The organism is Rhodococcus sp. A14 (assembly GCF_011603105.1).
GTDB classification, from domain to species: Bacteria; Actinomycetota; Actinomycetes; order Mycobacteriales; family Mycobacteriaceae; genus Rhodococcus_F; species Rhodococcus_F opacus.
In genome coordinates this window covers 1-19,095 of sequence record NZ_JAAOQS010000151.1, presented here as the reverse complement: position 1 = coordinate 19,095, position 19,095 = coordinate 1, and the positions used below count along the sequence as shown (strand labels likewise).

The following is a 19,095-nucleotide window of genomic DNA, read 5'->3' as shown; positions in this document are numbered from 1 at the left end:
ACGCCGGGGCGGGGGGTTCCGAGAAACTATTGGGGGCAGGAATCCCGGAACGGCGGCAAGACTACACGGCACCACCGACACGAGATCGAACGGCTACGATCCCCGGTCCAGGTCGACCTGTGCGGAGTGCACCTCCGCGCCGACTGCGGTTGCGCCCTTCGCCGGAAGGAATTCGCACCGTCTCCACCTTCCCGACCCGCCCGACACCCATCACCGCATAGCGAGGTGCCGGGTCCGGGACGCGGTCCGGACGGCGACGTGTCGTTGCACGGGCGACCACGCGGCGGGCTCAGCTTTCAGCGGGTCGGACCCGCCTGTCGGTCCCGTGTCCCGGGCCGTGTGTCGGGGTGCTCGTGTGCGGTGAGGAGGAGGTGGTCGAACCGGGCGCGAAACGATGCGGGCAGGGTCGTCTCGGCGGTGAGGGCGTCGACGAAGCTCCCGGCGAGGGTGCGGAGTTTGGTGTTGGTCTGCTGTGAGCGCCAGGTGAGGATGCCGAACGCGCGTTCCGAGGAGATGCCGTAGACGAGCATGAGTGCACCCTTGGCCTGCTCGATCACCGCCCGCGACTGTTCGAGTTCGGCCACGGCCTCGGTGAGCGCGGTGTTGAATACGCGAAGGTCGGTTTCCAACGTCTCGGTGACGTCGATGTAGTAGCCGGAGGTGCCGACGGCGCGGTCGTGCTCGTCGAGCATCCGATCGCCCACCACGATGACGTGGTGGATGCGGCCGTCGGTGTCGATGATGCGGTGTTTGCTGCTGAACGGCTCGCCGGCGTGGATCACCTTGTCGAACAGCGCCGCGACCTGCCGGTTGGTCGTCCGGATGCTTGTGGGAGAGCAACAGTTCGGTGGTGGGAGTGACCTCTCCCGGGCGGTAACCGTGCATCCGGGCGACGGGATCGGACCATTCCCAGCGCCGTCCGGCGAGATAGAACCGGAAACTTCCGCCCTGTCGAGGCGCATTCGAGCCGCGGAGCTCCTCACTGTCCACCGCTGCACCCACGACCCGCATGCAGGACCAACTCCGCCTCGGATGCCATTGCCACAGTATGCGAGCACGCACATCGGAGTGTGCCCCAATTGGAGTCGGGTTCACCGATCTCCCCTCGGCTTCGACCACCTCCCTACTCACACATGAGCACCCCGACGAACCGGGCTGACGAACAGGGGAGGGTCGGTGCCGTGCCCTATCTTCGAGCGGGGGGATTTGTGCCGCACCCAACACGCACTCGACTACGCCTGACGCATCCCCGCAGACACCGCGACGATTGGGTCCGTCGAGTTCCAGATCGCCTGGTAGCGCCTCCGGGTGAGTTCGTCGGAGTCGGCGAGGAGGGCGTCGAACAGCGACCGAGGGTCGGCGTGCCAGCACTGCACGAGCGTGTCGATCTCGCGCGGGCTGAAGAGGCCGGAGCGGGCGGCGGCGAGGATCCAGTCGTCGAACTGGCGTTGCCGGATCCGTGCTACCGCGTCGAAGTCGAGTTCGTCGCTGGTGTCGACGGACCACATCGCCGCGACCAGGTCCTGGAGCTTCCGTGTGCGGATGGGCAGGGTGGTCTGGCCTGCGCCGTCGGTGTCGCGCACAGACTGTTCAGTGGTCATGGTGCATGCACCTCCTCCGGTGCGCTTTTCCGCAATGGAGTATTTGTAAACGCTGAGGGGCGAAGGTCTTTGGATTGACGCACCGGGCAGGGCTCACCGTCTCCGAGATCTGGGACACCCGGCCGATCGCGACGCCTTCTTCGACGAGCACATCAAGCCGAAACTCCCCACCCATACCGGACTCTCACCAACTTGCCTGAATCCTCGAAACGAATCAGGCCACGCGATCCGGTGTCACAGCCTGTACAACCTTGCCGGCGGTATCGACCCGGGTCAGCAGCCTTCGGTCGTGGTGTGGGTGAGCAGGTCGAGCACGGTGGCAAGCGAACCCGCCCGCAACGCCCGGCGTTGCCGGTCCGCGCCGTTGCCGGTCGCCAGGACCCGGGTCACCGCGGCCCGGGCGGCGGTGTAGTCGCCGTGCTCCTCGAGTGCCGGCCGGATGCGGGACAGCAGGCGTTCGAGCAGCCCGCCCGCCGGGGCCAGTCGGCCCGACAACGCATCGATGCCGTGGCCGGTCATGCCGTCGTGGGCGGCACGCCAGTACGCCGACCGCAGCACCTGCGGGTCGAGCATCGGGGCCGGGGCGCCGCGGCGGATGTCGGTCAGGGCGGTGCCGACCAGACCGCGGATCAGGGCCGCCAGCAACACGGCTTCCCCGGCGGTGGCGGGTACATCCGCGATCCGGACCTCGATCGTCGGCAGGTGCGCCGACAACCGGATGTCCCAGTAGATCATCGCGGTGTCGAGGATGCTTTCGTTCTCGAGCATCCGGGCAACCAGGCTGTCGTAGTGCTGCGCGGACCGGAAGTAGGGCGGCGGTCCGGCGCTGGGCCACCGCGACCACAGGATGTGCCGCCAGCTGGCGTAGCCGGTGTCGCGGCCGGCGCTGATCGGGGAATTCGCGGTCAGCGCCAGCAACACCGGCAGCCACGGCCGCAGGTGGTTGCTGACCGCGGCCGCCACTTCGCGGTTCGGGACACACACGTGCACGTGCGCTCCGCAGATCACCTGTTCGGCCAGGGCTCCGAAGCGGTGGGCCATCAGCCGGTAGCGGGGGGCGTCGGTAATCGAGTGCGGGGGCGGGCCGGCCGGGGGCACGGCGACCGCGAGCAGTCGGGCCCCGGCCCTCGCGGCGGCGTCGGCGGCCACCGCGCGGGCCCGGCGCACCTCCCGCCCCAGGTCCGTCAGGTGAGCGCAGGGCCGAGTGGCCGTCTCGATCTGACATCGGGACAGTTCGAGTTGCAGGTCCGCGCCGAGCGTCCGCCCGACCTTGGCGACCTCGGTGTTGCCCAGGAACGGTGTACCCGTGTGCGGGTGGACGAGGATGAACTCCTCTTCCACCCCGATCGTCGGGGCCGAGCCGGGCAGGGGTGAGCGCACCGGCTCGGTGTTGGGAAGTATCGCCACCATCGCTCGCTCCTGCCCATGCCTGGCCGAGGACCCGACCACCTTGCTGTGGATCACCGATTCCCCGCACCTCCACTGCCCCAAACCGGTCGTCCGGCCGCAATGTGGGCACCCACCCTTGCACGCCGGATACGTTGTGGGACAGAGCCCGTACCGTCACCGAAAATTGGTGCTCACCTCCGGTTGATCCCGATCCCGAAGAGCAGCGGGGAGTGCGATGATGACGCATGCGCCGCCATCGATGGCCGGCACTCGCGCCGCCCGCAGCCCGGGGTCTTCGCATGCACGAGCCGATGCCGATCACGGCCGAGAAAGATCTGGCCCTGGAACTGTCCTCGGTCACCGCATTCGCGTCGGGGCTTTTGCTGCAACTGGCGATGCGGATCACCGGGATCCGCGCCGACTTCGCCCGCTACCAAACCCGGCCCCTGACCGACCCCGGCACGGGAAGGTAAACAGTCACAGCGATGCCGTACACGTCATCGGGTTCGTCAGCCGGAACGCGGGTTCTCCCGCGAACACCGCACGCTGCGGCGGACAATCGTCGTACCGGTAAATCGTAGTTTTGGGGAGGACCAGACATGTCCGATCGCAGCTTCGGGGAGGGGCCGGCGAAGTCCGAGTATCCCTCGCCCAAACAGGGCTTCGCCGCCGGCACCTCCATGGCGGCGGCCGTCATCATGGTCACCGTCGGCATCATCCAGTTCTTCCAGGGCCTCGCCGCCGTTTCCGAAAACGAAGTGTTCGTGGCCGGGTTGAACTACATCTACAAGTTCGACCTCACCACCTGGGGCTGGATCCACCTCGTTCTCGGCGCCCTCGTCGCGATCGTCGGCCTCGCCCTGTTCACCGGCGCCGGATGGGCCCGGGTCTCAGCCATCATCGTCGCGGCGATCTCGATTCTGGCGAACTTCCTGTGGCTGCCCTACTACCCGGCGTGGTCACTGCTGATCATCGCCCTCGACGTCGTCGTCATCTGGGCGGTCTCGACCTGGACCCCGGAGCCAACGCAACCTACTACGCCAGCAGCACGGCGCACGCCCTGAGGCTTCACTGATGTTCCGACTCCTGCTGTCCTGTCTCATCCAGTGAGGCCGAGCCAGGGGCGTGGTGTGCTCAGATATGCGGGACGCGGTGATCGCCGTATCTCTCACCGAAGGGGAGGTACATCATCGAATTGCGGCGTTGGCTCGTGGTGATTTTTTGAAGCAGCTGAACAGCTGGTCATAGGGGGCTGTTTTCGGGATCGACAAACCGTCATCGACCCTCTGTCGCCCGCGGAAGCGGCGCCGTCCACTCCTCGCGTTTCCAGGAGCTCTGTGGGCGGTCCGCTCAGTTTCCGCCGCGGCCGTTCCCGCGGCCACCATTGCCGGTGCCGTGGCCGGCGTTCCCGTTTGCGTTGCCGTTGCCCTGGTTGCCGTTCCCGCCGCCGTTACCCGCACCTGCGATCGGCTGGTCGCCGCCGGTGATGTGATCCGGTACGACCGTCTCCGGTGCCGGGGCGACCGGTCCGGGGATCGTCATCGTCGGCGGCGGCGCAACCGGGGCGAGGCTGGGGCTCGGGGTGGAAGCGGGCGCCGGGAGGACCGAGGGCGACCCTGCGGTGCTGTCCTCGTCCTGCGACGCCACGGCCATCGCCGCCGCCGCGACCGCGACCAGCACCGCCGCAACCGCGGCGACGATCACCCCGGCACCGGGAGATCGACGAGGCTGTGCGGGCGCAGGCGGGGGAACGGCCGCGACCGGGAGGGGGCCGATCACCCGGGTTGCGGGCGGCGGAATCCGGCGCGGATTCTCGAGGGCGCTGCGCATCTGGGCCGCGCTGGCGAACCGGCGCTCGGTGTCGCGGCTGAGGGCGCGCTCGATCACGGCGATCAGCGCCGGATCGAGGTCGGGGCGCACCGCGGCGAGCGGCCGGTGGTCACCGCGGACGATCGCGCGGGCCAACGACATGATCGTCTCCCCGATGTAGGGGCGGTGTCCGGCGACGGCCTCGTAACCGACGACAGCGACCGCGTGGAGATCGTCGGTCACCGAGGCGGGGTGTCCGGTGATGCGGTCCGGGCTCAGGTAGGCGACGGTGCCGAGGACCTCCCCGGCGATGGTGTGGTCGGTGTCGGCTCGCTTGGCGATGCCGAAGTCGGTGACCTTCACGGCGCCGTCGGCGTCGAACAGGATGTTGCCCGGTTTGATGTCCCGGTGCAGGATTCCCGCCGCGTGTGCGGCCCCCACGGCGTCGAGGGTTTGGGTGAGAACGGCCCGCGCTCGCGGTGCGGGCAGCGGGCCGGCGAGGAGCTCGTCGAGCAGGGTCCGTCCGGGCAGGCGTTCCATCACGATGTACGGGGCGCCGTGGTCGTCGCCGCTGTCGTGGACGGCGACGACGTTCGGGTGGTTCAGCGTCGCGGCCAGGCGCGCCTCGGACTCGAAACGCCGTCGGGTCTGGGGTATCGACGCCATCTCCGGGCGCAGCACCTTCACCGCGACCGCCCGGGTCAGGCGCTGATCCCATCCGTCGTACACCTCGGCCATTGCGCCCCGGCCCAGCACCTCCCGTAACTCGTACCGACCTGCGAGAACCATCGACACCGACATACGTTCACGCTAACGGGCGTGGCCCGCTGGTCGGCGACCACGACGCCGCCCTGTCTGTACTCGTCCGTCGGCTTCCCCTGCCTGCCGTGGGCACCCAGTCCTTCGAGGGCACGCAGGAACCCCAGCTTCTCGACCTCGGCTTTCACCGCCGTCGCGGAAGCCTCCACCGGCTCGGTCGGTCCTCGCGGCCATCGGCTGCGTCGGGCTCGCCGCCGATGTCCGCCGCCCGCCCCAGCAGCACCGATCTACGCTGCTCGTGTCCCACTCCTGTCGGGCCGCGGCCGAGCCGCCGATGGGGCGCACAGCGCCCGTTACATTGGTCCCTTGCGGGGCGGTGCAGAGCCTCCGATGCTTGTCGTATGACATTCGGACGCAAGATCGTCGGTGTCGCCGGGACGGCAGCTGTCGTCTACGGAGCCTGGGTACGCCCTCGGCTCGTGCGCTGGGGCGCGACGGATGAGGAAGTCGCGGGGCCATATCCCGGTGCCGACCTGGTTCCCGGCGGTCAAAGGGGCGGGGCGATGGCCGTCACGATCGACGCCCCGCCAGATCAGGTCTGGCCGTGGCTCGTACAGCTGGGCGGGGATCGTGGGGGGTGGTACTCCTGGGACCACCTGGACAACGGCGGTCGCCCGAGTGCCCACAGGGTCCACCCTGAGTGGCAGGACCTCGCCCTTGGCGACTACGTGAGGTACTGGACACGCCGCCACGGCCCCGTGGACGCGTGGGAGGTTGCAGCGCTTGAACCGAATCGGTTCCTGGGACTGCGTGGGTTGAGCGATCTTCGAGGCCGCGGTCTTGATCTCAAGCAGCCACGGCCGTCGGCCTACACGGAAGGACTCTGGGGCTTCCTGTTGAATGAGTTGCCCGGCGGGCGCACACGTCTGGTGATCGGCGGTTATCAAGTCTTCCGCCCTCGCTGGCTTGGACGTTTCGTCTTCTACTGGCTCTTTCCCCCGGTTGTCTGGATCATGCAGGCACGGATGTTGGCCGTACTCAAGCGAAACGTCGAACGAGCGGCCGACTGCGATGCTAGCTAGCGTGGGCAGAATTATTGACCACCGATCCGTCGTCACGGCACGCCAGGTCGCGCCCAGCGGCGATGACATGAGCCATGGCGGCGTCGCGATCGGACACTTCCCCTGCGCCCTGCGCGCCGATCTCAGCTGGTCATGACGTTGGGCGCAGGACTTTGGGGCTCGCGCATGATTTCATTCGGAACTGATGGATTCCATGAGTTACGTGTGCAATCCGCGAGTTTCTAGCGGATTCCGCTACTCGTCGGCCGGTAAGCATCTTCTCGGTGCCGTAGCCCGAATAGCAAACATGGGTCGTACGGAAATCTTCTCGCATACCTTCCGTTTCCTTACATAATCAAAATTCCCTTTACTCGGCCATGGCGTTTTAAACAGAATCGGGACGAAGCCGGAGAGATTTGCTATTTATTCGAATGTCCAGTATGAATTCTCCGGGTAGTGGAAATTTCACATAGTTCGCATGTGGAATAATGTTGAGGACTCAGGAAATCCCCCCTCTGTCAGATATGACGATCCACACTCGCACCGCCCCGTGACGTGGAGACGACCCGCTGGATTGCGCTGAAAACGCAGGTAGACAGATCGTTCAGTAGGTGCGGTGAGTGCCGTTGACCGAGGGATTCCGAGGCCTCTGCCTGCGCAAACCAATTTCAGGAATCGATTTGCATCCCTGGGAGTGCGCACCATTCCCGCGAGGGCGCAATGGTCCCGAATTGCAGGCCCTTGCCGACCGAGGTTGTAACGAGCGCGCGCCCGCCATCGATGAACCAGTCATGTGAAACCAAAAAAAAGGGGCCACACATCGAGACCGCGCACTGCGCGGCGCGGGGAATGAGATCCGCAGTGGCGCAAATAGGCCACTGGTAAAGGTTCGATTCCGGTCCAGGTCGAGACCATAATTTGACATTCCCGCAAAATTCCCTTTAGGTTTTATGTGTCAACTCGCAAAGGTTTTGTGCATCAGATCACGAAGGTTTTGTGACCCGCTAGAGATCAAGGAGTTGAACGATGAAGACCATGACCATGGCGAAGACTGCCGCAGCAGGACTGTTCTTCGGGGGATCGCTGCTCGTCGCCGGCGCCGCTCCGGCCGCCGCCGCCCCGACCACCGTGCAGGACGGACTGGTCAACGTGGACGTCGGCAACATCACCATCGCGAAGGACGTAAACGCCGGCGTCGCGGCCCAAGTCGCCGCCAACGTCTGCGGTGTCACCGTCGGACCGTTGGACGTCCTCGCCAGCGAGGTGGACAACACGAGCACCCCGTCGACCGTCTGCACCACTCCCCAGGGGCCGGTGACGATCCTCCAGAACTAGATACCGAGCTCGACCCGCAGGTGGGCGACCTCCTCGAAGGTCGCCCACCTCGTCGGTTCACCGCCTCGAGCGTGTCCCATCCGGAGCCTGGCCCCTTCCCCGGTTGACGTTGGGCGACAAGGGCTTTACGGGTCACCGGTCGACGGTCACCGACCGCATCAGGTCGTCGGCGACGTCGGACAGTTTGGTGTTGGTGCGCTGCGAACGCTCCACCAGCCGGTGGAAGGCCTCATCGCTGGTGATCCGATACAACGCCATCAGCACCCCTTTGGCCTGATCTATCACCGAACGGGACACCAGCGCTGTTTCGAGTTGCCCGACCGTTTCCGCTGCCGCCCGCCAACGGCGGGCATTGCCGATCGCGGCCGAGGCCGCGGTGGTCAACAACCGCATCAACTTCTCGTCGAACGGGTCGAAGGCCTCCGCCTGATAGCTGTAGACATTGAACGACCCCACCAGCTCCCCCGGGCCGGCATCCTCGACGATCAGGGGAACCGAGAGATACGCCCGGATCCCTGCCTGCTCGGCGGCCGCGGTGAATTCCGGCCACACCGCAGCATGGTCCCCGACCACCGCCCGCACCGGTTCCCGCACCCGCCCCGCCTCCAGGCACGGTCCCCGATCCGCCGCGTACTGCTCCTCGTCGATCCGCATCACGAGGTCATCGGTGCTGACCACTGTCCGCGGCGCCGTCGGGTCGAGGCGGGTGACACTGACCGCGTCGGCATCGGGCAGGGCGAAGACCGCGGTCTCGGCGAGCCGCCGCAGCACCGCCTCGACGGGTTCGGCGCCCACGGTCGCCGACCGCAGCCCGTCCAACGCACCGGTGACCGCGTCCAACGCGGCACCCACCTTCGCCACCACCGCCGGTGAGGTCGACGCCTCGGCCCTCTCACCCATCAGCAGCCCTTCTCGCAGGTCATCCGCTCAGTGTCCCACGAGACACCCGCGGACCTCCGCACACAATCACGTGGTCACCGGCGGCGCGGTGCAAGGCAGGGCGAAGTTGAAAGGGGACGCGATCTTGGCCAGGCGCTGCTACTCGCGGCGGCGACGATGCTCACTCCGTAGACAAACCAGGTCGCCCATCATCGGCACCCGGGCGGCACACGGTGATGACGAAAACGATTGGTGCGTTACAGCGCCTGGGTGTCCGAGGTGCCGGCCGACAGTACCACGGGTCTACTCCGACGGCCGGTCGTAGTGATGATCGCTCAGATAGACCACCTTTGCATCGCGCAGTCTCCGGCGACGCCGCTCCCACTCCTCCAAACGTGCCATCCTGGCCGCCTTCGCGGCTTCCCGCCGTTGCTGTGCCCGGCGGTACTCGAGAACGATCGTGACCCGCGGTGGTGGTCCGCCGGCGTAGGGCACAGGCTCGGGCGGCAGCGGCCTGGTCATCGAGCAGTCGGCCGGCGACGCCCATAACGCTGTGATCGGGGTCGACCTCGTCAGGGCCCGCCGCCCCGTTACCGGGACTTCTTCACGGCGGCCGCGGTCGCCGGATGCACAGCAACCAGGCCAAGGCCCTGGCGTCGCTTGCACAGCCGCGCCAGCTCCCGATACGCGGCCTCACCGAGCAACTCGGTCAGCTCCGGCGCATACGACTGCCACACCGCCTTCGCGCCGACATGCGCGTCCGGCGAGCCGGAGCAGTACCAGTCCAGGTCCGCGCCGCCCTCACCCCACCCGCGGCGGTCGTACTCGGTGATCGTCGTCTTCAGGACCTGCTCACCGTCGGGTCGCTCCACCCATTCCTGGGTGCGCCGGATCGGCAGCTGCCAGCACACGTCCGGCTTCACCTCGAGCGGCTCGATGCCGCGCTCGAGTGCCATCGAATGCAGCGCGCACCCGATGCCACCCTCGAAGCCGGGACGGTTGAGGAAGATGCACGCACCCTTGTATCGGCGGGTACGCAGCGCCGGCTCATCCCCGAGCTCGTCCTCCTCGATGTACCCCCTCTTCCCGAGACCCTGCTTCATGAACTGCCAGCCCCCGGGCCGGAGCAGCTTCACCGACTCGTGCAACCTCTCGACATCCTCCTCGTCGGTGAAGAACGCGCCGTGCGAGCAGCAGCCGTCGTCGGGTCGGCCCGCGATGATGCCCTGGCAGGCCGGGGTGCCGAACACGCAGGTCCAGTGCGAGAGCAGCCACGTCATGTCCGCGGCGATGAGATGCTCGGCGTCGTCGGGATCGAGGAAATCGACCCGGCGCAACAAGACCTGCCACCGCTGCGTCCCACGCGCCGCCACCGACGATGCCAAGCGCCGCGGATACCGACTTGCGACATCGTAAGATACTCGCACGCAGTCCACTCGCGAAGTTCACACTCCCCGCTGGCAGTGGCGCATCGCCCGATGCAGCGACGCAGATCTCCCCTGAAAGTGACGACAATGACGATGACACATGGTGGTCGAAGTACCCGAGATATCGCCGTGCGGGTAATCCGCCAGCACCGCGCCGCGATACAGCGAGAGTTGACCGCCGCCCTCGTAGCTTTTCACGAGCCGGTGTCTGATTCGTCCCGCGCCCACGACGCCGAATGGTTGGACGATCGAAAACAGCACGAGATTGACGTCCTCAATGGAATTCTCGGGCTTGGGGTCGAACATACCGCCGAGCTTCTGCGCGTCGCACGTGAACACTCGATCGCCATCGAGACCTTGCTCGATGCCGACGAGATTCTGCCTATACCCATGATGTCGCTCGTACGCTCGGTCCACGAGGCTCTGCTCGAGGTCTGCTGGCTGACCGACCCCGCTATCGGTTCCGACCAGCGCATTGCAAGGGCAGCCGCCGTTTGTCTCGCCTCCGTCCAGGGAAATCTGTCGCCGCTGAAGCAATTGCCGGACACAGGCATTCGAGTTGCACAGGTTCAGGAGTCCGTGCAGGAAATGCACGCGCTGTTGGAGCAGTACGGTTTCGAGTTGCACCTCGACAAATCCGGTGCACTAGCGACATCTGTGACGTACGGGGCAGGCCGTGCGGCGCTGAAGCTCAACGTCACCGAGCTGAATCATCTTTACATGCCGGGATCAGAGCACCTGTGGACTCTAGGGTCCGGTGGTACCCACTCGCGGCACTGGTTCACCGCTGGCTTGGAGGGGTCTCGGGACCTTCTTTCTACAATGATTGTTGCGCCGATGCTCGACTTCGTCGACGCTGCGATCGACAGCATCAACGGGTATGTCGGCTTACCCACCCGGGAATTTCACGCCCGTGGTCATCAGCGGCGCGTAGCTCTTCTTTCCAGACGGAACGAAGAGATCTCACCAGGAGCCATCTCGGCTGGATACGACGAGTATGCCGCGGCCAGGGCACTGGTGCACACGGACTGACCACGGCAGCGAGCGGCAACAATCAGTACAAGGTCGGCACCCAGACCGTCACTTTTACGCCGGGTACCAAATCGAATCCGCCGTCGATCGAGGTGTCCGACACCTTCGGCTCGACGAAGGTCATGATCCTGGCGTGATCTCACCCCACACCGGCAACGATGGATGAGGCTGCCTGCCACTCGGTCAGTCCAGCCGATCGCCTGACCGCCACTCAATTCGCCTGCGGGTTGATCCGCTGGGCGATCCTCTTGACCTTCAGCCGCACCGATTCGCCCTTCGTGGCCGGGTATCCGCCCGCAGCTGCTCGGACAGGTCGGATGCCCGCACCGCCAATCGCCCGTACACCGAGAAGGCCGTGGACTCCGCGAACAACGTCACCAGAATGCCGCCAGCCAGCCAGCGTCCGCAACGAGGCCCGCGCGGTTTTCGCGCTCGAATCCGTCATCGCGTGCCTCTCGGACTCGCAGAACCAGCCGAGCGGCGCCGGTACGCACCGACACTCATCGATTCCACACCGTCACCCAAGGCCCACACCCGTCGGCAGGGTGGGAACCGGCAACGGGTTCATCACCGCTGCCTCGACTCGATTCCCGCCCGGTCACGGCAATCCCGGCATTCGCTTCCCGGAAACCGATCAGATGCAGCACCCGATCGACCACACGAGGGACAGTGCGCGAGCCCTGTTCCTCGACGAGGACGGTGCTCCGGTCCCTGCCCACCGAGCGCACCACCCCGACCACATCGGTGAACCGCCGGCTCTCCGGATTCCGACCCGCAGACCACAACATCGTCGTGCTCCAAGCGGTCCAGACAGCCCAGGTCGTGGCGCCGACTGGAAGGTCATACCGGCGACGAGGACCGGCTGCTCATGACCACACTCGTGCCGCCCCCTCCCACGACCCCTGCGCACACCAGCACGCCTCCCTCCCCGATAATCACCTCACACACACGATGACCGCCGATCATTCGATCTGTTTCGGGTGAGCTGTGGCCCGCGTACTTGCTTTCCTTCACACACTGACGACGAACTGAACCAAGTCAGCATCGACCGGTCGGCCACGCGAAGCGGAAACTCGATGTGGGACAAACGGCTAACGTGAGGACACGCTTTCGCACGTTCCCTGACCAAGGAGTCCGACATGGCCCTGCCGATCCCCTCCGGACGGCTCACCGGCGCCGCATTCGCTCTCGCCGCTGCAACGCTCTGATCGGCTCGGCCCCCGCAGGCGCCGACCCCGCCACCCCGCCGATACCGCGCGGCTCCCTCGTGTTCGTCAACGACGTGCTCGGTCCGCAGGACCCCGGCTTCTGGAACCCCGACGTCCCGGGAACCCGCGTTCTGACTCCCCTCGAGCCCGGGGTGAGCGTGGTGTGCACAAGCGGCTTCGAACCGACCCCCGGGTGCTCGACACTCGACATGCGCGACTGGTCCTCACCGCAGCGCCCCCTCGTCTTCCTCGACGTACCCGTGACCGGGCGGCCACCACTGCGCGTGTGGATGGACATCCTCCCCCGCCTGGACGAGTGCGCCCTGGGACAACTGACCGAACACCTCTTCCCTCGCTGACACCGGTCCCTCTCAGGTGCGTGCGAACCTTCACCGACGGTGGGCGGGCTACGAGAAGCCCTGTGAGCCAACCGATCGCCGCTCCAACGAGAGGAAAAGCGATGACCAGAGAGAGCCACGAGTAGCCGCCAGCTGGCAGCTGGCGGCTCGTGGCCATGGACATCGCGCGGCAGCTGCTCCCCGGCCGGTGGAGCCCGCCGCGAGGGGGGTGCGTGTCGGCTTCCCCGGCGCGAACAGATTCACAGGCGAACAGTCTCCGAGGCTGTGGGTGAACCCATCATTTCTGGAGACGCATCGCCGCCGGCACAACCGCTGATACGCCGGCCCGAGCACCCTGGTCACCACATCAACCACCCGAGCATCCGTGCCCACCAATACCCGCGCCTTGCCCCGTTCCACACCCCGCAAGATCACCCGTGCAGCCTCGCCGGGATCCGTTCTGGCGATACGTTCCTCGAACGACCGCGCAACCTCGTCACCATCGACGCCCACCGCATGACCAGCCCTGCGAGCGATCGAGGTGCGGACACCGCCGGGAACGACACACGTCACCTTCACCGGGTGCCCACCGACCTGCATCTCCTGGCGCAGCGACTCCGTGAACCCACGCACCGCGAACTTCGCAGCGTTGTACGCCGAATACCCCGGCGCCGCCATGAGACCGAAGGCCGACGACGTGTTCACCACATGCCCGCGATCGGCGCGCATCACGTACGGCAAGAATGCCTTCGTCCCGTACACCACTCCCCAGAAATCGACCGACATCACCCGCTCGATATCCGCGAACTCCGAATCCAGGACATCCCCCGCGAACAGGATCCCGGCGTTGTTGAACACCGCATCGACCCGGCCGAACCTGTCCCCGACCTCCGCAGCGTGCTCCAACACCGCGTCCCTGTCCGACACGTCCACGGCGGCGGCGAAAACGGAACCCGATGCCGCACCACACAGATCCACCGTTTCCGCCACCGCCGACTCGTCCAGGTCCGGGAGAGCCAACCGCGCTCCCGCCCGAGCGAGGTGCACGGCAAGTTCACGACCGATCCCGGCGCCGGCACCCGTCACCGCGACGACACGACCTCCGAAGTAGCCAACCGACTTTCCCTCCCGCTCATGAACCCAGATAGCAATCCCCACCATCGACACCAGAAGATAAGTATGGGGAAGGCTGTGCATGCCCGTCGTCCGAGGTCGATCCCGCACCGTTGCTCGACCCCCAAGCGCACTGTGACCGTCGGCGATTCGCAAACTCAGGCCTCACGATGCTCGCGGCCCGAACCTCACCTCGCCACTAGCCAGTGCGCCGGCAAGTACCGGTGGACGCGGACGATCCTCGAGTCGAACGAGAGCACACGTTCGCGCTGCGCGTCGCGTTCGCGCTGCGCGTCGCGTTCGCGCTGCGCGTCGCGTTCGCGCTGCGAGCACCGCGGCGAACATCCGAACGCGAGTTCCCTCGTCCAACCAAGCGGCGGTGACGCTCCCACCTTCTTCCGAGACATCGTGCCACGGTGCTCCGGTATCGCCAGTTGATCCCGTCGATCCCTCCCCCGGTCAACCGACGATCGTTCCGCGGACGTCCCCTGCGCCCGGCGGGGCAGGTAACACGGGCTCGATCACAGCCCATAGGTCATTGGTCATCGCTACTGCGCGCAACACTCACACACGATCCCGCGCTCGAGCCCGGAAGGTGCCCAGCCCTGGGTGGACCAGAATCTGGTACCCGTCGACAGGGGGGTGTGCGCCGACGTCGGCGACCGCGGCGATCGTGCCGCTGCCGGTGAAGACCGACACGGGGGCGTATCGGCACCGATCCCCCGGGGCGGTGGGCCCACTAGGGTGGGACTCCACGAGCCCAAGGGCGGTAGTGCCGGCGACGCCGGTGGCCAGGTTCCGCCAGTTCACCCACACGGCGACGCAAGGACCTCAGCCGCATCGACACGTGTCACCGGCGCATGATCGGCCGGCTCACCCTCGACCCAGCGCGCGATCGTCGACGTGTGCTCGAACAGGCCCGACGGTGTACCGACACGCAGCGGAGTCGGCGTGGGCAGCGGCAACCGGCCCGCCAACACCGGCAACCACCTCTGCTCAATGCGCAGCAGAATCGCAAGTGCAATCTCGCGTCCGTGGGGCAAGGGTTCGTGGTCACAGAACGAAAAGTGCCGGACACAGCCTGTCACAACGCCTCAGGGATGACCGCTCCCTCCTCCTAGCGGCCGTGCATTCCCGGTCATCTTTTTCAGCGCGTGGTGTACTCGCGGTCGATGAACGTCACTCTTCCCGGTGCCCCGCAAGGGTAAGCAAGGTGCGTAGATGGCCCAACGCTGCGCTGGTCCTTACCGGGTCTGCGATGGTCAGTTGCTGGAAGACCAGCCCGTCCACGGCCGCGAAAATCAGGTGCACGAAACTCGGATCGGATGTGAGTCCGCCTGCTTCGAGTTCGGCGGCAAGCGTTTCCTCGAACGCGCTATACAGAGAGTCGACGTGCCGACGCAATTCCGGGCGGCGGCGTGACTCGAGGATCAGCTCGTACTGGAATGCCAGGTCGTGCGGAAGAGACCCAACCATGTCCACGATGCCACCGAAGAGGGCCTCCAGATCGCCGCTGCCCGGACGTGTGCTCATCGATGGCACGCTGTTGTCGAGGGAGTAGCGCAGGGCGGCTTCCAAGAGAGCGTCGCGGCTACCGAAGTGATGTGCAACGAGGCCATGTGCAACGCCTGCTTCGCGGGCGACCGATCGGTAGGTCAGATTTCGCAGTCCCTGCTCGGCGCCCACGCGTACCGCTGCCGCGAGCAGCGCCGTGCGGCCTTCCCCGTAGCGAGGGCTAACGCGGGAGACCTCGGTGTCCGCGGCGGACATGACCCTCCTTCCCGGATACGTACAGATGGCGAATCGTCGACACCTCAGTAGGCGGTCGGGCGATCGCGTTCATTGGTTCCACACGTTACGGCATACCGTGGCGACGAAAAATCTTCGCTGTCCACTTGACCAGTTTTATCACGATGGGGCATGCTTGTGCCGTCGGTCACAACTGTCCACTTGGATATTTTTGGCTGGCGTTCACAGTCCCCGGACCTACTCGCCTTCGGGGCAAACATCTCGAGGAGTGCTTCATGGAGATCCGGGAACGACTGCTGATCGGTGGTCGTTGGGTCGACGCCGCGTCCGGCGCCGAGTTCAAGACGCACGATCCGGCGACCGGGGAGGTGCTCGGCGTGGTCGCCGATGCCGGCGTCGCCGATGTCGACGCCGCGGTCGCAGCGGCACAACAGGCCCTGATCGACCCGACGTGGAAGAACCTGACCCCCGCCGCCCGGGCGCGTCTGCTGTGGAAAGTCGCAGATCTGATCGAACTGCACACCGACGAACTCGCCGAACTCGAAACCCGGGATCAGGGTCAGCCGCTCGGCGTGGCCAAAACGGTGAGCCTGTCGATGGCCGCCGAGGTGTTCCGGTACTACGCCGGATGGTGCACCAAAATCGAGGGCCACACCTCAGCGGTGTCGATCCCGAACACGATGCACTACACCCGCCGCGAACCCGTCGGGGTCTGTGCACTGATCACTCCGTGGAACTTCCCGTTGATGATCGCCGCCTGGAAGCTCGCCCCGGCGCTGGCCTGTGGAAACACCGTCATCCTCAAACCAGCCGAGCAGACCCCACTGACGACCGTCGCCCTGGCCAGGCTGTGTGTCGAGGCCGGCATCCCGCCCGGTGTGGTCAACTGCCTGACCGGCGGCCCGGAGGCCGGGGCCGCGCTGAGCTCGCACCCCGACATCGACAAAATCTCGTTCACCGGCTCCACCGAGGTCGGCCGCAAGATCGTCGTGGCGGCGTCGTCGAACTTCAAACGCGTCACCCTCGAACTCGGAGGCAAGGCTCCGAGCGTGATCGCCCGGGACGCCGACATCGATGCCGCCGTCGCCGGCAACCTGCAGGGCGCACTGCTCAACAGCGGCCAGGTCTGCGCCGCCTACACCCGCTTCTTCGTCGACTCCCACCGGGTCGACGAGTTCGCCGACAAGATCGCTACCGCCGCAACCAAACTGCCGATCGGTCCGGGCCTGTCCCCCGAGACCGTCATCGGTCCGCTGGCATCGACAGAGCACGTCGCGCACGTCGAACGCCTGGTTCAGGCAGGCATCGCCGAAGGCGCGCAGCTGGTCACCGGCGGTTCGCGCCCCGGAGGGGAGTTGGCCGCAGGCAACTTCTTCACCCCCACCGTCTTCTCCGGAGTCACCGACCAGATGACCATCGCCCGCGAGGAGATCTTCGGCCCGGTGCTCTCGATCCTGCCCTACGACGACGCCGACGAGCTGGCCGCCCGCGCCAATGACACCGAATACGGTCTCGCCGCGTGTATCTGGACGAAGGACCTGACCACCGCACACACCCTCGCCGCCTCCATCCGCGCGGGCAGCGTGTTCGTCAACATGCTCCCCTTCCTCGACCCGGCCGCCCCCTGGGGCGGCTTCGGCGCCAGCGGCTGGGGCCGGGAGATGAGCTCGAACGCCATCGACGAATTCACCGAAACCAAGGGCGTCTGGGTCAACCTCGCCTGACCACGGCCCACACCAGAGTCTTCTTTCACCAATTCAGGAGTTCGACATGCAGTACGACACCGATGTGATCATCATCGGCGGTGGTTTCGCCGGGATCACCGCCGCCCGCGAGCTGACCCAGCGGGGTGCGCGGGCCACCATTCTCGAGGCGCGCAACCGTCTCGGCGGACGCACCTGGACCCGCGAAACCAGCCTCGGCCGGGAGCTGGACATGGGCGGCACCTGGGTGCACTGGATCCAGCCACACGTGTGGGCGGAAATCACCCGCTACGGGCTGGATCTGATCGCCAGTCCGGAACTCGACACCGGCTACTGGCGGGTCGGCGACGACGTGCGCACTGGCACCGCCGACGCGATGCTCGACCTACTGGACGCCTCGATGACCGAGGTACTCGCCGACGCGCGGCGGGTGCTGCCGCAACCTTACGACTACTTCCCCCTCTCCGAGGAGATCAAGGCGCTCGACCAGGTCAGCGTGGCCGAGAAGATCGCTGCACTCGACCTCGACCCGCAGCAGCGGGCACTGCTCGACGGAATGTGGGCACTGAACTTCAGCGGCGATCCGACACGCAGCGGCTACACCCAGGCGTTGCGCTGGTGCGCCCTCTCCGGGGGTGACTGGAAGCTGATGTTCGAGGCCTGCGCCACTTACAAATTCGCTCGCGGCACCAGGTCGCTGCTCGACGCGATCGCCGCCGACGCCAGCGGTGCCGACGTCCGACTCGACACCACCGTTACGAAGATCGACGAGACCGTCGACGGGGTCACCGTCACCTGCGGTGACGGAACCCAGCTGCGCGGCAAACGGGTCGTGGTCACCGTTCCGCTCAACATTCTCAACAGCATCGACGTCACTCCAGGCCTCGGTCACGGGGTGAGCGCCGTCGCCGCGGAAGGACAGGCGTCGAGCGGGGTGAAGGTGTGGGTCCGCGTCAAGGGCGACGTCGGCAGGTTCGCCGCCTTCGCCGACAGCGACGCGGTACTGAACTTCGTCCAGTACGAGTACCCGTTGGACGGCGACAGCCTGATCGTGGCGTTCGGTCCCCGGTCCGGGCTCATCGACCTCAACGATCCCCGCGCCGTGGAGGCCGAACTACGCAAGTGGCGCCCCGACCTCGAGGTCGTCGCCGTCGACGCCCACGACTGGACCGCCGACCCCCTCTCCGGTGAAACGTGGCCGATGCTGGCCCCGCACCAACTCGACGCCGTTTCCCACGCCGCCCGCGATACCACCCGCCGCGTCCGGCTCGCTGGATCCGACTACGCCTGCGGCTGGGCCGGATTCATCGACGGCGCCATCGAATCCGCACTGCAGACCGCCCGCCAGCTCATCACCGAACTCGAAAGCGAGAACTGACCATGCCCTACTGCGCCGAAATCATCCGATTCACCGTCGCCGACGCCGACGTCGACACCTTCCTCGAACGCCGCCAGGAGGCGATCAAGGAGGTCAAGGCCGCCCATCCCGCACTGTGGTCGGTACCGCTGTGTTCACGCCGCGACAACGGGACCTGGGTCGACGTGTGGATCTACGAAACTAGGGAAGCCGCCGACGCCGCCAATGCCGACGCGGAGAACCTGCCGAAGTTCCTGGCGATGGCCACGCTCCTCGACAATGTCGAGATCGAGGCCACCGAAATGCCCGCCGGCGCCGTCAGCCCCATCTAACCC

16 protein-coding genes and 3 pseudogenes are annotated in these 19,095 nt (G+C 66.4%); 9 read left to right on the top strand and 10 right to left on the bottom strand.

Annotation, left to right across the window (positions count from 1 at the left end):
• Positions 1 to 296 precede the first annotated feature (296 nt).
• From G9373_RS41445 to G9373_RS41435, 3 genes and pseudogenes are all read right to left on the bottom strand, one after another.
• A pseudogene (locus tag G9373_RS41445) lies at positions 297 to 1,002 on the bottom strand (PAS and ANTAR domain-containing protein).
• 230 nt (positions 1,003 to 1,232) lie between these two features.
• Positions 1,233 to 1,601, bottom strand: coding sequence for a hypothetical protein (locus tag G9373_RS41440; RefSeq protein ID WP_167120728.1), 369 nt, complete (start codon positions 1,599 to 1,601; stop codon positions 1,233 to 1,235).
• Between the two features lie 273 nt (positions 1,602 to 1,874).
• On the bottom strand, positions 1,875 to 3,011 hold the full coding sequence (locus G9373_RS41435) for a glutamate--cysteine ligase (RefSeq protein ID WP_167120726.1): 1,137 nt from the start codon (positions 3,009 to 3,011) through the stop codon (positions 1,875 to 1,877).
• Positions 3,012 to 3,235: 224 nt separating this feature from the next.
• On the opposite strand from G9373_RS41435, the pseudogene G9373_RS41430 reads away from it, so the two are divergent.
• Positions 3,236 to 3,448 (top strand): annotated as a pseudogene (locus G9373_RS41430) (hypothetical protein); the annotation flags it as partial.
• Positions 3,449 to 3,589: 141 nt separating this feature from the next.
• Positions 3,590 to 4,054 carry a hypothetical protein gene (locus G9373_RS41425; RefSeq protein WP_167120724.1) on the top strand — a complete coding sequence of 155 codons (465 nt, stop codon included), beginning with the start codon at positions 3,590 to 3,592 and terminating at the stop codon, positions 4,052 to 4,054.
• A 286-nt stretch (positions 4,055 to 4,340) separates the two neighbouring features.
• Here G9373_RS41425 and G9373_RS41420 read toward each other — a convergent pair whose 3' ends face one another.
• Positions 4,341 to 5,600 carry a serine/threonine-protein kinase gene (locus tag G9373_RS41420; RefSeq protein WP_167120722.1) on the bottom strand — a complete coding sequence of 420 codons (1,260 nt, stop codon included), beginning with the start codon at positions 5,598 to 5,600 and terminating at the stop codon, positions 4,341 to 4,343.
• Positions 5,601 to 6,121: 521 nt separating this feature from the next.
• On the opposite strand from G9373_RS41420, the gene G9373_RS41415 reads away from it, so the two are divergent.
• The gene (locus G9373_RS41415) at positions 6,122 to 6,640 is read left to right on the top strand and encodes a hypothetical protein (protein WP_240961038.1); all 519 of its coding nucleotides are present in this window, start codon (positions 6,122 to 6,124) and stop codon (positions 6,638 to 6,640) included.
• A 1,005-nt stretch (positions 6,641 to 7,645) separates the two neighbouring features.
• Positions 7,646 to 7,954: a hypothetical protein gene (locus G9373_RS41410; protein ID WP_133987980.1), complete on the top strand. Its 309-nt coding sequence runs from the start codon at positions 7,646 to 7,648 to the stop codon at positions 7,952 to 7,954.
• Between the two features lie 132 nt (positions 7,955 to 8,086).
• Here the strand turns inward: G9373_RS41410 and G9373_RS41405 are convergent, their stop codons facing one another.
• From G9373_RS41405 to G9373_RS41395, 3 genes are all read right to left on the bottom strand, one after another.
• Positions 8,087 to 8,854 (bottom strand): GAF and ANTAR domain-containing protein, encoded by a 768-nt coding sequence (locus G9373_RS41405; protein ID WP_167120718.1) that lies wholly within the window; start codon positions 8,852 to 8,854, stop codon positions 8,087 to 8,089.
• A 282-nt stretch (positions 8,855 to 9,136) separates the two neighbouring features.
• On the bottom strand, positions 9,137 to 9,355 hold the full coding sequence (locus G9373_RS41400; protein ID WP_167120716.1) for a hypothetical protein: 219 nt from the start codon (positions 9,353 to 9,355) through the stop codon (positions 9,137 to 9,139).
• Between the two features lie 68 nt (positions 9,356 to 9,423).
• On the bottom strand, positions 9,424 to 10,218 hold the full coding sequence (locus G9373_RS41395; RefSeq protein WP_240961037.1) for a hypothetical protein: 795 nt from the start codon (positions 10,216 to 10,218) through the stop codon (positions 9,424 to 9,426).
• A gap of 129 nt (positions 10,219 to 10,347) precedes the next feature.
• Here G9373_RS41395 and G9373_RS41390 point away from each other — a divergent pair, with 129 nt between their 5' ends.
• Together G9373_RS41390 and G9373_RS41385 are read left to right on the top strand one after the other, a co-directional pair.
• Positions 10,348 to 11,292, top strand: a complete 945-nt coding sequence (locus tag G9373_RS41390) for a hypothetical protein (RefSeq protein ID WP_167120714.1) — start codon at positions 10,348 to 10,350, stop codon at positions 11,290 to 11,292.
• 1,267 nt (positions 11,293 to 12,559) lie between these two features.
• Positions 12,560 to 12,859, top strand: coding sequence for a hypothetical protein (locus G9373_RS41385; RefSeq protein ID WP_167120712.1), 300 nt, complete (start codon positions 12,560 to 12,562; stop codon positions 12,857 to 12,859).
• A gap of 309 nt (positions 12,860 to 13,168) precedes the next feature.
• Here G9373_RS41385 and G9373_RS41380 read toward each other — a convergent pair.
• The 3 genes and pseudogenes from G9373_RS41380 to G9373_RS41370 form a co-directional block, all read right to left on the bottom strand.
• Positions 13,169 to 13,999: pseudogene (locus G9373_RS41380) on the bottom strand (SDR family NAD(P)-dependent oxidoreductase); the annotation flags it as partial.
• A 140-nt stretch (positions 14,000 to 14,139) separates the two neighbouring features.
• Complete coding sequence (locus G9373_RS41375) at positions 14,140 to 14,358, bottom strand: hypothetical protein (RefSeq protein ID WP_167120710.1); 219 nt, start codon at positions 14,356 to 14,358, stop codon at positions 14,140 to 14,142.
• 772 nt (positions 14,359 to 15,130) lie between these two features.
• Positions 15,131 to 15,721, bottom strand: coding sequence for a TetR family transcriptional regulator (locus G9373_RS41370; protein WP_167120708.1), 591 nt, complete (start codon positions 15,719 to 15,721; stop codon positions 15,131 to 15,133).
• Between the two features lie 254 nt (positions 15,722 to 15,975).
• Here G9373_RS41370 and G9373_RS41365 point away from each other — a divergent pair, with 254 nt between their 5' ends.
• From G9373_RS41365 to G9373_RS41355, 3 genes are read left to right on the top strand one after another with little or no spacing between them, the layout of a single operon-like run.
• The gene (locus G9373_RS41365) at positions 15,976 to 17,424 is read left to right on the top strand and encodes an aldehyde dehydrogenase family protein (RefSeq protein ID WP_167120706.1); all 1,449 of its coding nucleotides are present in this window, start codon (positions 15,976 to 15,978) and stop codon (positions 17,422 to 17,424) included.
• Between the two features lie 46 nt (positions 17,425 to 17,470).
• Positions 17,471 to 18,781 (top strand): NAD(P)/FAD-dependent oxidoreductase, encoded by a 1,311-nt coding sequence (locus G9373_RS41360; protein WP_167120704.1) that lies wholly within the window; start codon positions 17,471 to 17,473, stop codon positions 18,779 to 18,781.
• A 2-nt stretch (positions 18,782 to 18,783) separates the two neighbouring features.
• Positions 18,784 to 19,092 (top strand): hypothetical protein, encoded by a 309-nt coding sequence (locus G9373_RS41355; RefSeq protein ID WP_167120702.1) that lies wholly within the window; start codon positions 18,784 to 18,786, stop codon positions 19,090 to 19,092.
• Positions 19,093 to 19,095: the final 3 nt, after the last annotated feature.

Bases quoted from the DNA above. Each gene is read 5' to 3' on its own strand.
- G9373_RS41440 (WP_167120728.1), bottom strand. From the start codon at position 1,601: ATGACCACTGAACAGTCTGTGCGCGACACCGACGGCGCAGGCCAGACC.
- G9373_RS41435 (WP_167120726.1), bottom strand. From the start codon at position 3,011: ATGGTGGCGATACTTCCCAACACCGAGCCGGTGCGCTCACCCCTGCCC.
- G9373_RS41425 (WP_167120724.1), top strand. From the start codon at position 3,590: ATGTCCGATCGCAGCTTCGGGGAGGGGCCGGCGAAGTCCGAGTATCCC.
- G9373_RS41420 (WP_167120722.1), bottom strand. From the start codon at position 5,600: ATGTCGGTGTCGATGGTTCTCGCAGGTCGGTACGAGTTACGGGAGGTG.
- G9373_RS41415 (WP_240961038.1), top strand. From the start codon at position 6,122: ATGGCCGTCACGATCGACGCCCCGCCAGATCAGGTCTGGCCGTGGCTC.
- G9373_RS41410 (WP_133987980.1), top strand. From the start codon at position 7,646: ATGAAGACCATGACCATGGCGAAGACTGCCGCAGCAGGACTGTTCTTC.
- G9373_RS41405 (WP_167120718.1), bottom strand. From the start codon at position 8,854: ATGGGTGAGAGGGCCGAGGCGTCGACCTCACCGGCGGTGGTGGCGAAG.
- G9373_RS41400 (WP_167120716.1), bottom strand. From the start codon at position 9,355: ATGACCAGGCCGCTGCCGCCCGAGCCTGTGCCCTACGCCGGCGGACCA.
- G9373_RS41390 (WP_167120714.1), top strand. From the start codon at position 10,348: ATGACGATGACACATGGTGGTCGAAGTACCCGAGATATCGCCGTGCGG.
- G9373_RS41375 (WP_167120710.1), bottom strand. From the start codon at position 14,358: ATGTCTCGGAAGAAGGTGGGAGCGTCACCGCCGCTTGGTTGGACGAGG.
- G9373_RS41370 (WP_167120708.1), bottom strand. From the start codon at position 15,721: ATGTCCGCCGCGGACACCGAGGTCTCCCGCGTTAGCCCTCGCTACGGG.
- G9373_RS41365 (WP_167120706.1), top strand. From the start codon at position 15,976: ATGGAGATCCGGGAACGACTGCTGATCGGTGGTCGTTGGGTCGACGCC.
- G9373_RS41360 (WP_167120704.1), top strand. From the start codon at position 17,471: ATGCAGTACGACACCGATGTGATCATCATCGGCGGTGGTTTCGCCGGG.
- G9373_RS41355 (WP_167120702.1), top strand. From the start codon at position 18,784: ATGCCCTACTGCGCCGAAATCATCCGATTCACCGTCGCCGACGCCGAC.